Here is a 14,061-nt window from a genome sequence, read left to right as displayed (position 1 = left end):
AAATTAACACTTGCAATTTGAAGAATCCATTATAAATATGATAATCGGTAAATATAAAAAATCCCTTTGTTTGGCATTTAAACCATCACAAAGGGATTTTTATATGATACTAGAAGAAATTACTTAATCGCCACACCATTCACTACTACATTTTTCAAGGTAAACCCTTTTACTACTGATTTGTCGAAAGCAGGGTTTTTACTTTCTACTTTAAAGTTTTCAAAAGTAAAATTGGAAAGTTTATCGTATTCCGACACGGCTACATCGTAGAATATATCACATTTTACTTCTATATTTTTCAACGTAACATGGTCTGAATAGGAGAGAGGCACATCTTTACGTCCTTGTAAGTCAAAAAATTGTTTCCAAGGTTTAACAAACAATAAACTATGAGAATTTCCTTTGACATTTTCAACCAAAATATACTCGTATAATTGTGGCGTGTCAGGACGCATTTTGAGCCATAAAACTCTGGTTGCTTCATTCACATAGCATTTGCGCATGATGATATTACGATTGTGAATGGCCTCACTACCGCAGGTAAGGGCAGAATGGCAAAAGCCAAACTCACAATCTTCGATAATGATATTTTTGTTGGCACCATTGTTTGGCACTTTATCTGCCCAAGGACCTTTGCCACCTTTTAGCGCAATAGCATCGTCATTTACAGAGAGATAACAGCCTTTGACCAAAACATTGATACAGGCATCTATGTCAATGGCGTCGGTACTTGGGGCTTTTACTGGTTTTTCTGGAGAGAAAATGTGTGCATCCAAGATCTTTACGTTATTACACTGATATAAATGAGTTGTCCAGAAACCTGAGTTATGCAATTTTACATCTTGAATCTGTACGTTATTTGATTTCCAAATAAACACCAATCGAGGACGAGAAACCTCCAAATTGGTACAGTTCGGATTCTCTTTTCTTCTTTGCCAAAATGCTTGCCAATATTTCAAGCCATTTCCATCAATAGTGCCTTTTCCCGAAATGGTAAAACCATCTACTTGATAAGCATTTACCAAAGCCGTGAAATAATCTAGGCTTTGTCCCTCCATACGTGAAGGTAATTTGGGATAATTTTCAATGTTATCAGAGCCTTTCAATTTACCCCCTTCTACCACATGTAGATGTGTTTTGGGTTTGAAAAAAAGCGCTCCACTCAAAAAAGTACCTTTTGGAATGACAATGACGCCACCTTTTTCAGTTGCCATATCAATAATTTTCTGAATGGCTTCTGTTTGTACTAAAGTGCTATCGTTTTTGACGCCATAATCGGTAATAACGTAAGCTTTTCCAAGTTGTGGTAAAGTGATTTTTTTATTAACAGTAAACCAGCTCGAAATAGGAGTGCCATCAGGAAACAATTGCGTAGTGTTTTTTTGAGCATTGATTGAACTCAATCCCACCAGTGAAAATGCCAAGGCAAGCAATATTTTTTTCATTTTGTATTAAAGCTATTATAAGTTTCAACTGGCAATATGTCTCCAAAAATCCATTTAGCCGTCCTGCTTCCTCGGCTGATGGGATAATAATTTGTGATTGAATGAATGAGTGATTTAGCGATTATTTTTTAATATGATTTAACATCAAACATGAGTCATCCCGAATTTTTAGGATTGGATTATTCTCCACGTTTTTATCAAAAAAGCGGTCGATAAATGTTTTTCGACCGCTTTTTGATGCTACTATGCTAGATATGAATGGCATGAGACGCAATCATTGCGTCTCTACTGATGGAATACAAATTTTCACATAATCACTCATTCGCTCAAGCACTCATTCACTCAATTACACTTCGCTCACAACTCACTCAATAACAGAAAGTGAAAATATCCTTACTGTTTAATCTGGATAACCGAACGAGGTTTGGTATTTTTGATTGACTCGGGCAATGATGCCAAAATACTTTTTTTCAGGGCGTTCAAAACGGCAGTTTTGGCGAAGTTTTTATGTGCTACCAAACTCACCTCACGCACAGGAGCAGGACTAGCAAATTGTCGGATGAGACCTTTATGTTTTTCCTCAAAATCTAGCGTTGCAAGTTCTGGTAATATCGTAATTCCTTGATTTCTTTCTACCATTTTACGCAGTGTTTCTAAACTTCCTGCTTGGTATTCAAACTGTCCAAAACCAATTGTTTTACGCTTTAGCTCACATAAATTTTCAATTTGTGAGCGGAGGCAGTGCCCTTCTTCCAAAAGCCATAATTCTTTCGGATCAATATCTTCAGAAAGGGCGTATTCTTTTTGGTACAAAGCATTTTGCTTTGATACATATAAGACTAGTTCCTCATAAAAAATATGGTGCTCGATAATATTGGGCTGTTGGAGTGGTGTCGCTAATAACCCAATATCCAAATCATCATTTTTGAGTCCTTGAATAATTCGTTCAGTGGTTAACTCCTTAATTTTAAGCTCCAGTTTAGGGTATTCTTCCAAGAAACTAGACAAAAATAAGGGTAATAAATAAGGAGCAATGGTGGGAATTACACCTAAGCGAATTTCTCCAGAAACCTCGTTTTTGCCAGAATTAACGACCTCTTTGATTTTACTAAATTCGGCTACCGTGATACGGGCTTGTTGGATTATTTCGGCACCAATCTGAGTAGTCACTACAGGTTGTCTACTACGGTCAAAAATTTTCACTCCTAGTTCATCTTCCAGTTTTTGTATTTGCATACTTAGCGTGGGTTGGGTAACAAAACAGCTTTCGGCAGCTTGTACAAAATTTCGAAGATTTTCGACCGCAATAATGTATTCTAACTGAGTGATTGTCATAGTTTTAAAAGTTAGTATTGATAATCTTTATAGGGTTATAAATAATATCAATTTGTATCGAGAAAGTTTTGTGATGACCTTTGTATCATCAAAACGAAAATAATACTTTTCAAATACGATATTCAGTATTAGTAGTGAAATTATATATTTGAATTGTACAATTTTAATATTTATTCAATCATAAATTTACAAAAAAATGTCTAAAATGTTAGGTTTAGGTGCTCAATTCCCAGCTTTCAAAAAATCTGCAGTTGTATCTTTAGAAAAAGGTAAAGAATTCTATGATATCACTTCTGAAGACCATATCAACGCAGGTAAATGGATGGTAATGTTCTGGTGGCCAAAAGATTTTACTTTCGTTTGTCCAACTGAAATCGCTGCATTCAACGCTAAATCTGAAGACTTTGCTGACCGTGATGCAATTTTGATCGGTGCTTCAACTGACTCTGAATTTGTTCACTTGGCATGGAGAAACAACCATGACGATCTTCGTGGTTTGAAATTCCCAATGTTGGCTGATACTTCTAAATCTTTGGCTGAAGAATTAGGTATCTTGGAAGCTAACGAAAAAATCGCTTACCGTGTAACTTACATCGTTGATCCACAAGGTGTTATTCGTTGGGTATGTGCTAACGACTTGTCAGTAGGACGTAACGTAGACGAAGTAATCCGTGTATTGGATGCTCTTCAAACAGACGAACTTTGCCCATGTAACTGGAAAGCTGGTGAAGAAACTTTGTCAGTTTAGTTGATATAAAATTATCTAGCATTGTTTGAGTAATCAAACAATGCTATTTCTCCTAAATACCTTCCCAAAGGTACTTGAGCGAAGCAATTTATGGTATGTCAATTGATAAATATCACTAAGTTTCGCTTTACCACCACTAAAATTATACTCGTTTTAGGCTTTAAGCATTAGGCAAAATGTTTCCAAAAAACAGGCCTACTTTTACTGAATGCCCATAGCTGAAAGACAAAAGCAAAATCGTTTGATTTAATTTCGCACGATTACTTAAGTTTTTAAAATAATACATTGGGCTAACATGATTATGTTAGCTTTTCTTCAAATAAGACTTTCAGGATTTTATAAATAACATCATAACATGTTTGGAACTACAAGTGAAACAAAAAAGAACTTGTTGGCAGAATTAAACTTGCCTACAGATTTAGCTTCTGTGTTTTTGGATAGATTAAACTCGGCAGATCACCGTTATATCAAAGACCTTAAAATCAATGTAAGTAACTCGTTGAAGGCATCTACTTTGTCTGAAAAAGATGCAGTTCTTTTGGCTTTGGGTGTAGCAATCAACGAAAAATCTTCTTTATTGGTAGCTTCTTTGGAAGAGTTGGCAAAAGCAAAAGGTGTAGAAGAAAAAGAGTTGTTGGAAGTAGCAAGTTGTGTTTCGTTGATGAACGCCAACAACGTATTCTACCGTTTCCGTCACTTCATGGACAAAGAATCATACAATAATATCCCAGCAGGTATTCGTATGTCAATCATGATGAATCCAGTTTTGGGTAAAGAATTTTTTGAATTATTGAGCTTAGTAATTTCAGCTATCAACGGTTGTGAAATGTGTGTTACTTCTCACGAAGCATCTGTAAAAAGTCATGGTGCTAGCGAGCAACGTATATTTGAAGCGGTTCGTTTGGGTGCTATATTGAAAAGCTTTATTTTGCTATTGTAATCAATAGGGGCATTTTCCTAATGAAATTCTAATACAATAACTCACTCAGTTTGAGAGTTATATAATCAAATTCTCCAAGATAGATTTTACTATCTCGACCATTTGGAAAAGGTTTTAGGTTTGTATCTGTAAAGTAATCGTGGAATAGATTGATACAAAAAGGTTGATAGAAGTACGCTTCTATCAACCTAAACCTAAGGCTTCATATATCTACCGTCACAAAATACGTTTTGGGACGGTTTTTTTATGTCTTTTAATTAGCTTTTACAGTTGTTAAACTATTGGAGCATTGTGTTTACTTTACTTAACCACAATGCTTTACCTTCACAATTCCAGTGCGAATCTCCTTTGAGGTAGTACATTTTTCCTAAATTATTAAAATCTCTAAAAATCTCAATAAAAGGTACTTTCAAGTTCGGGTTATACTGTATTTTTTCAATCAGATGATTATAATTTCCTAACTCTGGGTTAGTTACGCTTACTTTGTTAGGTATTAAGGCCAAAACAACGTGGTCGAAACCTGCATTTTGATAATGTGTCACAGAGCTATTGATTACCTCTACCATTTTGTTTACCTCCTGATTTTCCAAAGGATAGAAAGAAGAGGTTTTTTCTGTTGCTTTTGCTTCGTCTCGATAAAATAAAGCTTGTTTGTCAGGCGATAAAACCACACCCGATTCTACACGACCAAATACTTTTTCATTAAAAGATGCTTTTGCTTCTCTGAATTCTAAAAAGAAATCGTAATTAAATAACGTATGTTGCAAGCGTTCTTCTACCTGAGCAGGAAATAACCATGTCAAAAACTCCTCTGATTTTTGGAACAAACGTCTTTTCCAAGAAAGTTGTGGGGTTTGTACTTCAGCAATTGTATCATGTCCAATAATTTGGTAGTTATCGACTTTCTCACTAAAATGCTCACGTGCCGTACGTTCAACAGACTCAAGAATGAGAATATTATGATAGTTGGTGTCCAACTTAATTTGGCTACTATTCGCCCAATGCAAATACGTATATTTATCTGCCTTGAGCATCGAAGAATCAACACGAGCAGGTTCTGTAAAGCTATCGCCAAGGATATACAAATGCACTGGCTTTTGAGTTGTTTTTGAAGATACTTTTGCGTCTGTACAAGTTTTAACTGGGTCTTTAAACTCAGGTAAATAGGAGAGACGATACAAATCGCCATTACGATAATCGTCTGGAAAAAAGCCCAAAGGTCCTGTGGTGCGATATACCACAGGCGAATAAGCCTGAATCCATAAAAATATGGCGACGAATAAACAGCTATATTTTAATACTTTAAAAATCATAAATTTCTCAATTATTACCTCAAAACTAGAACTGAAAATAGATAAACTGATTGGTTTCAAATACGCCTAAGAAATACGTCAGAAATGCCAAACCACCTGTCAGTAACCAAAATTTCTTATTCGAGCTTGTATCCACATAAAAGAACTTCCAGTCTTTTAACATCAATAAACCAATAAGCATAAAACAGAAAACCAGTTCAGCCTTATTTAGCGGACTTTGCAAGGTATCCGTCAGCGAGGTAAAGCTGATTTTATGCAAAATCACAGTAGCATCATGTATATTTTTAGCTCTAAAAAATACCCATGCAAGCATCACTAAGAAAAATGTGCTGAGCACATTAAGTGTTTTTCCCCAGAGGTTTTGGGGTAGTTTTAAGCTAGGTAAATATTTATTTCTGAAAATGGCAACAATCAAATAGAAACCATGTAGCGAGCCCCAGATGACAAAGGTCCAGTTAGCACCATGCCACAATCCACTGACCATAAAAACAATAAACTGGTTTAAATATTTTCTGAACTCTGACACACGATTTCCACCTAACGGAATGTACAGATAGTCTCTAAACCAAGTTGATAAGGAGATATGCCAGCGTCGCCAAAACTCTGAAATAGAACCTGAGAAATAGGGACTATGAAAGTTTTCCATGAGCTCAAATCCCATAACACGAGCTGTTCCAAGTGCAATTTCGGAGTATCCAGAAAAATCGCAATAGATTTGAAAAGTGTAAAAGAAGGTTGCTAGAAGGAGCGAAAGCCCATTTTTATTTTCGGGTTGGTTATAGCAATGATCAACCAACATGGCAAGTCTATCAGCAATAACTACTTTTTTGAAAAGTCCAAAAGCAATTAAGAATAAGCCACTTTTTACTTTTTCCCAATTGAATTGATGAAATTGATGAAACTGATAAAGCACATTTTGTGGACGCTCAATCGGTCCTGCAACCAACTGCGGATAGAACATCACATATAAGGCATAAATGCCAAAATGACGCTCAGCCTTATGGTTTCCTCGATACACTTCTATCGTGTAGCTCATCGCCTGAAAGGTATGAAACGATAAGCCGACAGGAAGCAAAATATCTAAAGCCTTGATAGGATTGGTCATAGATGCCCAACTCAAAACTTCGGTAAGGCTATCATTCAGGAAGTTGAAATATTTAAAATAGACAAGAATACCAATATTAGAAATCAGACTTATGACTAGCAACAGCTTTCGTTTTACAGCATTTTGTTCATTTTCAAGAAGTATCCCAGCAATGTAATCAATGATGATGGTACTTAGCAATATCAGAAAATAGATAGGCTTGAATATCATGTAGAAATAGCAACTTGCCAACAAAAGCAATCGCCATCTACCTGACCAACCAAGGCTGAAGTACGCAAGCGTAACTATGACAAAAAAGATTAAAAAATGTACAGTATTAAATAACATAGTTTATAATTTGTACCTATCCAACCATCGGGTTTGGGTGTTGTGATGATACTACAGCTAAAGTTTTGAGATACGAAACTACTTCAATTTGATTGACCATGTTTCGATATTCTGATTATTATGCGTTGTTATGATAAGTTTATTGTAAGAATCCGAATACTGAATGATAGGGGCAGAGCTTGAAATAATAGGCTTGTCGGACACCTTCTCGCCTTTTTCGTTATACAAATAATAGGATGACCAGCCGTTGAAGATGGCATAAAATCTACGACCGCTTCCTAAATTGTAGTATTTGAGGTATTTACGTCCAAAAGCAAGATCTTTTATGGAAAAAAGCTCCTTATCATTTTTGTCCAAAACAGTCACTACTTTGTTATTTCCGCGCATTACAACCCAGTCGTTGGGTTTATCGGAGGCACAAAGTTGGAATTTATATTCAGTATCTGGTCTAAAAAACTGATTTTTTTGAACCACCTTCCCTGACATATTAACTTTAAAAAATTCGCCTTTTTGCCCCAAAACTAATATGGCAATTTGCCCATCAGTTTGGTCTAACACAGGTGCTGAGAGGGTTGGAACGCCCATTTTTACTGGAAATCCAGTGGTAAATTCTCCCTTTTCGTTCACGATACCCAACAAACCATTTTCTGTAAGACCTACAGTATAAACTTGTCCCTTATAGCCAATTGTTGGGAGTGGACCGATACAATTTTCAAGGGATTTTTGTTTAAAGCTATGGGTTTCCTCTAAATCATCTGATTGTAAACTTACACAAAGACCGTTTGAGGTTATAATATGGATTTGATTATTGGATTCTGCAACAGCCCAACTAGTTAAATTAAGTCCTGAAATGTTCGTACTACTATTTATCTCAAAACCATCTTCCTCTCGTTTTAGGATATAGGCTTTTTGGGTAGTAAGCACCATTAATCGCTGTTTTTTATCGCTACTAGTTTTCAAAAATTGTGGTTCACCCAATATTTTTCCTTGAACTGAGGTAGACCATATTTTTTTGCCTTCATTTAATAAAACAAGTTGATTTCCAGTAGTTTGGAATAATAGTTCTGAGGACTTGGTGGTTGGGTTGACCAACATTAGCGGTTTTCCTGCAACATTATAACCATACTGTTTGAGTTTTAGTAATTTATAATCATATTTTCCAGAGGAGCTTCCCTTGTACGAATCACCCTTTAAAAAAGAAAACTTAGATTTCTCTTCGTTAGACTGATATACTAAAAAGGTGATACCTGAAGACTCAAAGGTTTCTTTTGACATTTCGTACCAAGGAGAAGGTAGCAATGCTTGAAGACCAGTTAGGGCTTTTTGAGGTTCTGAAATCCAAACTAAATTATTTTCTCCAAGTTTTTTGAGTAGTGACTGATGACGACTGCTACTCGACCAAACCTCATTTCTACTAATACTAAGTAGATATTCTTGTAAAGTACTTAAATCACTTGCTAGAATAACAAAATCCTTATATTCCGTAAAAATACAATTACTAAAACCTGAAAAAATAGGTCCTAAAACCATTGCTGGAAACTCTCGAACGCCCAAGGCAGTAATCGTGAACGAACCATACGGGATTGCATAAGGTTTTTGTCCTTTGGCATTGGCCACTTTTAGGGTAACCTCCTTAAGTAGGTTTTTGATTTCTTTGTTTTGAATAAGTACAATTTTATTGGCTTTGCTAGGATCGCTACCTTCAAGATTTAACAAACTGACACTATTTTGAACATTATCCTGAATAGCGTCAAAATCTATGTCAAAATCGCTTTTAGCAGAAGTCTGAAGTTTGGATAAATATTCATCCGATTCAATTTGTTTTTGACAATTATCCTTCAATTCACTTGATTGGTCAACACTAATATTCAGTGCCATGGAGCAAGAATTAGGAATCATATTGCCTACATCAAATTTTTTGGCTGATTGTGTTCCGAAGATTTCTGGATTAGGGCTGACCGAGAAGGCCTCAACGCCATAGTTGGGGAAACTATCTTTGAGATACCAAGTCCACGATTGAGGTAAAATACTTGCCAAATACGGAGTCGAAGTACGTTTTTGCTCTACAACTTTTACACCAAATTCTTTGATGGCATGAGCATTCACATGGGTGGTCATCAAAGTAGATTCTGTAAAAGTTGATAAATCCTTGAGTGGTAAATTCTGTGCCCAATCATGTTTTTTACTCAAAAGGATTTCCTCTAATACCAGGGTAGAAGGACTAATGATGAGAAAATTATCTTTGATGAAAAATGCAATTTCAGTTTTGGTAGAATTAAAAAATATTTCGTGAATCTTTTGTTTCGCCGTAGTATGAGTAATCAAACGTAAGCCTTCACGGGTTTTGTCCAAGTGAATCAATTGGTCGAGCAGAGGCTCATCTTCAGAAATGAGAGGAATAAAGTAGGCCCAAGTAATACGTTCTTTGGCTTGTGGAATATAAGCAAAGTACAATAAGCGATTGGCAAACAGAGCATCGAGCCTTTCCCCTTTTAAACCATAATGTTCTAATTCTGTAGCAATTGGAAATAAAGAATCTGTGAAGGGTAACTCTTGTAATTTACTTTTAATGCTGGCCTCGTTGGGCTGGTAGGCTTCCAGCAATAACAGGGTATTGTCTGGAATAAGATCAGAAATGAGTTTGTTGGTGGCAGTGGTGTTTCTATAAAAGAAAAAACCGCCTATTCCTAAAAGGATTGCAAGTAGGATGAACCAATTTTTTTTCATTCTGATAAAGCAAATTTGAACGTATGTATTTAGAAAGCCAAAGATAAGGCTTTTGTAGGGGCTATCAAAAAGCAAACGAGAACAGCTTCAGATGAAATTCCCAAAACTGTTCTCGTTTATATATTTTGTTGTAGGTAAATGGATGATTTACTTAAGAAAAGGTATTCTATTTCTACGGATTATCGGCCACCCCAATACTCTTATTTATTTTCCCCACATTGCATTGGCCGTATCTGGGAAGAACAATGTCAATTCAGGAACACCATGTGCCATTCTGTTGGCCCACTCAACACCTTGCATCAACGAGTGATCTTGGTTAGAAACTTCATATTTCCAAGCGCCAAAACGTCCACGTGAATAAATGTCGTATTTCTCGAGGGCTGGAAGTACTTCTTTCAAAATACCATCACGCTCAACAGATGGTGTTGGATAACCATAGTTCGTTGAGAAGATAAATTCTGAAATAATATCATCCTCAGATTCGATGAGTTTATCTTCCAACATCGCACGAACCGTATCTTTAATCAAAGTTTCTCTGTCCACAGGCTTACATTCCGATTCACTTACCTCTGCCATCAATGACCATTGATTTTCGATATCTGGAACGTTGTATGGGCTATAGTTTGAGAATACCGTAATACGATAATATGGGCTATTCTTTTCTGGGAAATACATCCAACATTTAGTAGCCAAATCAGCTTTTGGTTTACCTTTCAAACCAATACCAATCACGTTGGTAGAAGAGTGTTTCAGACCTTGTGCCTTGGCTGTAATTGTTTCGTCCAAACCTTCCACTTTGGTAGTGAAAATATCCAACGGCATTGTGTTCATCAAATAGGTATATTCGATTTCACGACCGTCTTCCAAAATCAACTTTTTAGCAATAGGGTCTACTTTGGCTACTTTAGCGTTTGTCAAGATATTTTCTTCACCTACCAATTTACCAACGTTTTCCCAGATAGCTCCTGTACCACCATGCTTAGGGAATTGGAATGTATTGTTTGGACCCCACGAAAGGTCATCCTTATCGAATAGAATATTTTGGGTAACACGTTGCAAATCAGTAACAGCAACACGCTCACCAACCCAACTTGCATTCATTTGTGCAGGAGGGAAAGCCCAAACTTTGAAGTTGTATGGCAACATAAATACCTCAGCGAGACCTTCGCCAAATGTATTCATAATCCACTCATGAAAGTTGGCAGGTTTTTTACTAGAAGGGTTTTTGTACAACTTAATCAAACCCTCTAAGCATTTCCACATCGTTTCTTTGCTAAGATATTTGATGTTGTTTTGGAACGGATATGGTACAAAACGGTCTTCAATCCAAACCCATGATTCACGTTGGTGAGTCAACCAGCCATCTTCGCCCAATGCTTTCATCATTAGGTCATCGAAATACTTGTAGTGCGAAAATTGTACGTGACCACCCACATCCCAAGTAAAGCCTTTTTCATCTACGAAACTGGTGGCCAAACCTCCGATATAATTTTCTTTTTCAAGTACGATAAAGTCCTTGATACCAAGTTCTTTCAAGCGATACGCTGCGCCAAGACCTGTTGGTCCTGAACCAATGATGACATATTGATATTTCATACAATAATTGCGGCCGAAGTCTTTAGCCTGTTTGTTGTAATTCAGTCCTGTTGTTTGAGGTAAAAACAACAGCAAAAATTTGACAAAAGAAGTGAATAAAAATTGAGAATTGGCTTAAGAATAATTCCTAAGCCAACCTTACTATTTCAATTTTTTGATTTTCGTATTTAGTTCCAAGCGGAAATTCAAAAGCTCTTTGAAGCTCTGCCAACATACTTTAAGGAGTTTCATTTTTCGGATTGAAACTTCCCCTGTAAGTCGCTCTTTATGAACAATTGGAATGTTGAAAAGCTCCTGACCTGATTTTTTTGCCATGATAGCAATAAAAATATTGGGTGCAAAAGGCGTTGGACTTGGTAATTGTTCCAACAATTTTTTCAAGAAGCTTCCTTTAATCAAACGGAAAGGAATATTTGAGTCAAGGATGAATGTTCCATAAACCAAGAACATACTCCAACGTAATATACGGGTGATAAACAAACGGAAAACCGCATCATGACGCACTTGACGATAGCCTAAGATAAAATCAGATTGGGTTCTTTTATCCCAAAGTTTTTTTACATCTTCAGGAATAAATTGGTCGTCTGAGTCTGTTTGGAACACATATTCAGCACCAATTTCTACTGCTTTTCTATAAGCGTGAACTACCGCATTACCGTGTCCGCCATTTGGTTGGTGAACGACAATTAATTTAGGATACTGTGGCTGAATTTCGTCAAGAATTTTACCAGTATTGTCTCTTGAACCATCATTCACTACGATCAAGCGGGTATTTTCTCCTGCAAACTCTGTGTCTAAAAGGTCACTCCAGATTTTTACTACGTCTGCCATGCACTCTTCTTCGTTGTAAGCTGGCATGACGATGGCTAATTTAATACTCATTAAAGATTTTGTTTGTCCAAACAGTTTTGTGCAATCATTTGCATTGCAAAAATACCTAATTCAGATTGATTTTTGTAATGTAAATTTTAAAAATGAAGAAAACTTAATGCTGTTTTTATCAAACAGGTGTTTGACTTCATGATACACAATTCCATTTTAAGTGATCGATTTGTGTTGGTTAGTTAGTAAAAACTGCTGAATGTGAGATTTGATTCTTTCAAAACACTTGTTTCTTCAGCGCCTTTCGGGTTAATAATTAAAGTATTTTTTCAAGTTGTTAACTGGTTTTTCAACGAGAAACCAAGACAACGTTGCTACCAAAACAGTGAGCGTAGCATACACCAAGAGCTCAAAGGCAAATCGATGTGTGATGCTTGGTGCAAACTGTTGTAATTTATGTAAAATTCTAACAGTTGGGTGTGTTGGGTAATTAGTGTGATAGAAGTTGTAAACAAAATTATGATACAAATATAAACCATAACTAATACGCCCAATGTAGGCCGTTACTGGATTTTCGAGACAAAATTTCATGATGCCTCCGTAGCCTGATACGGCTCGTAAAATCAAGAAAAAGCTCAGGATAGACCCAAAGAGTCTGTCTAAAACCACATAAGTAAAACCGTGATGAACATCCATTTTTAGGGCAACAATATACCCAATATATAACGCAAGGCTCAGGAATAAGTAACTGTTCTTATCTAATTGCTTGAAAATAGAATCCCTCTTATAAGTAAACAAATACGCCATTACGCCTCCCAAACCAAATGAATCTAAGCAGGTTGGCATCAAAACATACTGGGCAGTCCAATCTGCATGAAGGAAGAAAAATAATAACCTTAATCCCAATGATAAGGCGATCATTCCTGCAAAAAGCTTAGTGAAATATTTTCTAGGAAGAAATAAAATTAAGTAGGGAAAAAACAAATAAAACTGTTCTTCCACCGCTAATGACCATAAGTGGTCAATAACACCAATCCATTTATGATAGATGGCAATGTAAAAATTAGCCGAATACAAAAGCGACCAGCCTATCGTAGCTCTGATGTTGGGCACATCGAAGATAAAAAGTAGAAATAGTGCCAGATAGTATATCGGGAAAATTCGAATGGTTCTTCGAACAATAAATTGCTTTACTGTAAACCAATGACTTCTGCCAATGGCATCGTCTTTTTCTTTTCCTAACATCAAAATTCTGATAATTAGAAAACCACTCAAAACAAAGAACATGGCTACGCCCAATGAACCTAATGGAAGGGTATTTCTTTCAGCTAACCAGTGGTCAATTAGCACAAGGCCTACAGCAATTGCTCGAATGCCATCTAATTGCCCAAAATAGTCATGTTGATTTTTTGTTTGCGTCATCCTTTTCAGAAAATTGAAGTTAACTCGTTCGGGAGAGTTAAATACAGGTATTTAATAGACAAAAATAGCTTGTTTTTTGTCCTCTGACAAATCTAAAATTTGACTAGACGTTTACAAAGCAATGTTTGATTCATAGTAAAAGCGTGTTAACTTATTGATAGAAAGTATTCTAGCTATCAAGATGTTCTCTAAGTGTGGTAGACCGTTCACTAAATTTAAGTAAAAGGGTCATCAACATTACCCGTACAGGATTGAGTTAGTAAACTAAAAAATAAACGCTG

10 protein-coding genes are annotated in these 14,061 nt (G+C 36.2%); 2 read left to right on the top strand and 8 right to left on the bottom strand.

Annotated elements, in window-relative coordinates; all coding sequences use genetic code 11:
• Positions 1 to 119: 119 nt before the first annotated feature.
• Both QM524_RS09340 and QM524_RS09335 read right to left on the bottom strand, forming a co-directional pair.
• Complete coding sequence (locus QM524_RS09340) at positions 120 to 1,445, bottom strand: rhamnogalacturonidase (RefSeq protein WP_283344361.1); 1,326 nt, start codon at positions 1,443 to 1,445, stop codon at positions 120 to 122.
• Between the two features lie 393 nt (positions 1,446 to 1,838).
• A complete protein-coding gene (locus QM524_RS09335; RefSeq protein WP_095164091.1) occupies positions 1,839 to 2,780 on the bottom strand; it encodes a hydrogen peroxide-inducible genes activator in 942 nt (313 codons plus the stop codon).
• A gap of 196 nt (positions 2,781 to 2,976) precedes the next feature.
• Here QM524_RS09335 and QM524_RS09330 point away from each other — a divergent pair, with 196 nt between their 5' ends.
• Entirely contained in the window at positions 2,977 to 3,528 is a 552-nt protein-coding gene (locus tag QM524_RS09330; protein ID WP_095164092.1) for a peroxiredoxin, read from the top strand.
• 355 nt (positions 3,529 to 3,883) lie between these two features.
• Entirely contained in the window at positions 3,884 to 4,468 is a 585-nt protein-coding gene (locus QM524_RS09325) for a carboxymuconolactone decarboxylase family protein (RefSeq protein ID WP_283344360.1), read from the top strand.
• A gap of 278 nt (positions 4,469 to 4,746) precedes the next feature.
• Here the strand turns inward: QM524_RS09325 and QM524_RS09320 are convergent, their stop codons facing one another.
• The 6 genes from QM524_RS09320 to QM524_RS09295 form a co-directional block, all read right to left on the bottom strand.
• Complete coding sequence (locus QM524_RS09320; protein WP_283344359.1) at positions 4,747 to 5,781, bottom strand: hypothetical protein; 1,035 nt, start codon at positions 5,779 to 5,781, stop codon at positions 4,747 to 4,749.
• A 25-nt stretch (positions 5,782 to 5,806) separates the two neighbouring features.
• Positions 5,807 to 7,213, bottom strand: a complete 1,407-nt coding sequence (locus QM524_RS09315; protein WP_283344358.1) for an MBOAT family O-acyltransferase — start codon at positions 7,211 to 7,213, stop codon at positions 5,807 to 5,809.
• Between the two features lie 78 nt (positions 7,214 to 7,291).
• Positions 7,292 to 9,940 (bottom strand): hypothetical protein, encoded by a 2,649-nt coding sequence (locus tag QM524_RS09310; protein ID WP_283344357.1) that lies wholly within the window; start codon positions 9,938 to 9,940, stop codon positions 7,292 to 7,294.
• A gap of 204 nt (positions 9,941 to 10,144) precedes the next feature.
• Positions 10,145 to 11,536, bottom strand: coding sequence for a protoporphyrinogen/coproporphyrinogen oxidase (locus QM524_RS09305; RefSeq protein WP_095164097.1), 1,392 nt, complete (start codon positions 11,534 to 11,536; stop codon positions 10,145 to 10,147).
• Positions 11,537 to 11,677: 141 nt separating this feature from the next.
• Positions 11,678 to 12,418 carry a glycosyltransferase family 2 protein gene (locus QM524_RS09300; protein ID WP_095164098.1) on the bottom strand — a complete coding sequence of 247 codons (741 nt, stop codon included), beginning with the start codon at positions 12,416 to 12,418 and terminating at the stop codon, positions 11,678 to 11,680.
• Between the two features lie 249 nt (positions 12,419 to 12,667).
• Positions 12,668 to 13,780, bottom strand: a complete 1,113-nt coding sequence (locus QM524_RS09295) for an acyltransferase family protein (RefSeq protein ID WP_283344356.1) — start codon at positions 13,778 to 13,780, stop codon at positions 12,668 to 12,670.
• Between the last annotated feature and the right edge of the window lie 281 nt (positions 13,781 to 14,061).

Source organism: Flectobacillus roseus (assembly GCF_030056595.1).
Taxonomy (GTDB): Bacteria; Bacteroidota; Bacteroidia; order Cytophagales; family Spirosomataceae; genus Flectobacillus; species Flectobacillus roseus.
The sequence above is the reverse complement of the archived record's forward strand: the minus strand, read 5'-3'. Positions and strand labels throughout refer to the sequence as shown.

Bases quoted from the DNA above. Each gene is read 5' to 3' on its own strand.
- QM524_RS09310 (WP_283344357.1), bottom strand. From the start codon at position 9,940: ATGAAAAAAAATTGGTTCATCCTACTTGCAATCCTTTTAGGAATAGGC.
- QM524_RS09335 (WP_095164091.1), bottom strand. From the start codon at position 2,780: ATGACAATCACTCAGTTAGAATACATTATTGCGGTCGAAAATCTTCGA.
- QM524_RS09295 (WP_283344356.1), bottom strand. From the start codon at position 13,780: ATGACGCAAACAAAAAATCAACATGACTATTTTGGGCAATTAGATGGC.
- QM524_RS09320 (WP_283344359.1), bottom strand. From the start codon at position 5,781: ATGATTTTTAAAGTATTAAAATATAGCTGTTTATTCGTCGCCATATTT.
- QM524_RS09315 (WP_283344358.1), bottom strand. From the start codon at position 7,213: ATGTTATTTAATACTGTACATTTTTTAATCTTTTTTGTCATAGTTACG.
- QM524_RS09325 (WP_283344360.1), top strand. From the start codon at position 3,884: ATGTTTGGAACTACAAGTGAAACAAAAAAGAACTTGTTGGCAGAATTA.
- QM524_RS09300 (WP_095164098.1), bottom strand. From the start codon at position 12,418: ATGAGTATTAAATTAGCCATCGTCATGCCAGCTTACAACGAAGAAGAG.
- QM524_RS09330 (WP_095164092.1), top strand. From the start codon at position 2,977: ATGTCTAAAATGTTAGGTTTAGGTGCTCAATTCCCAGCTTTCAAAAAA.
- QM524_RS09305 (WP_095164097.1), bottom strand. From the start codon at position 11,536: ATGAAATATCAATATGTCATCATTGGTTCAGGACCAACAGGTCTTGGC.
- QM524_RS09340 (WP_283344361.1), bottom strand. From the start codon at position 1,445: ATGAAAAAAATATTGCTTGCCTTGGCATTTTCACTGGTGGGATTGAGT.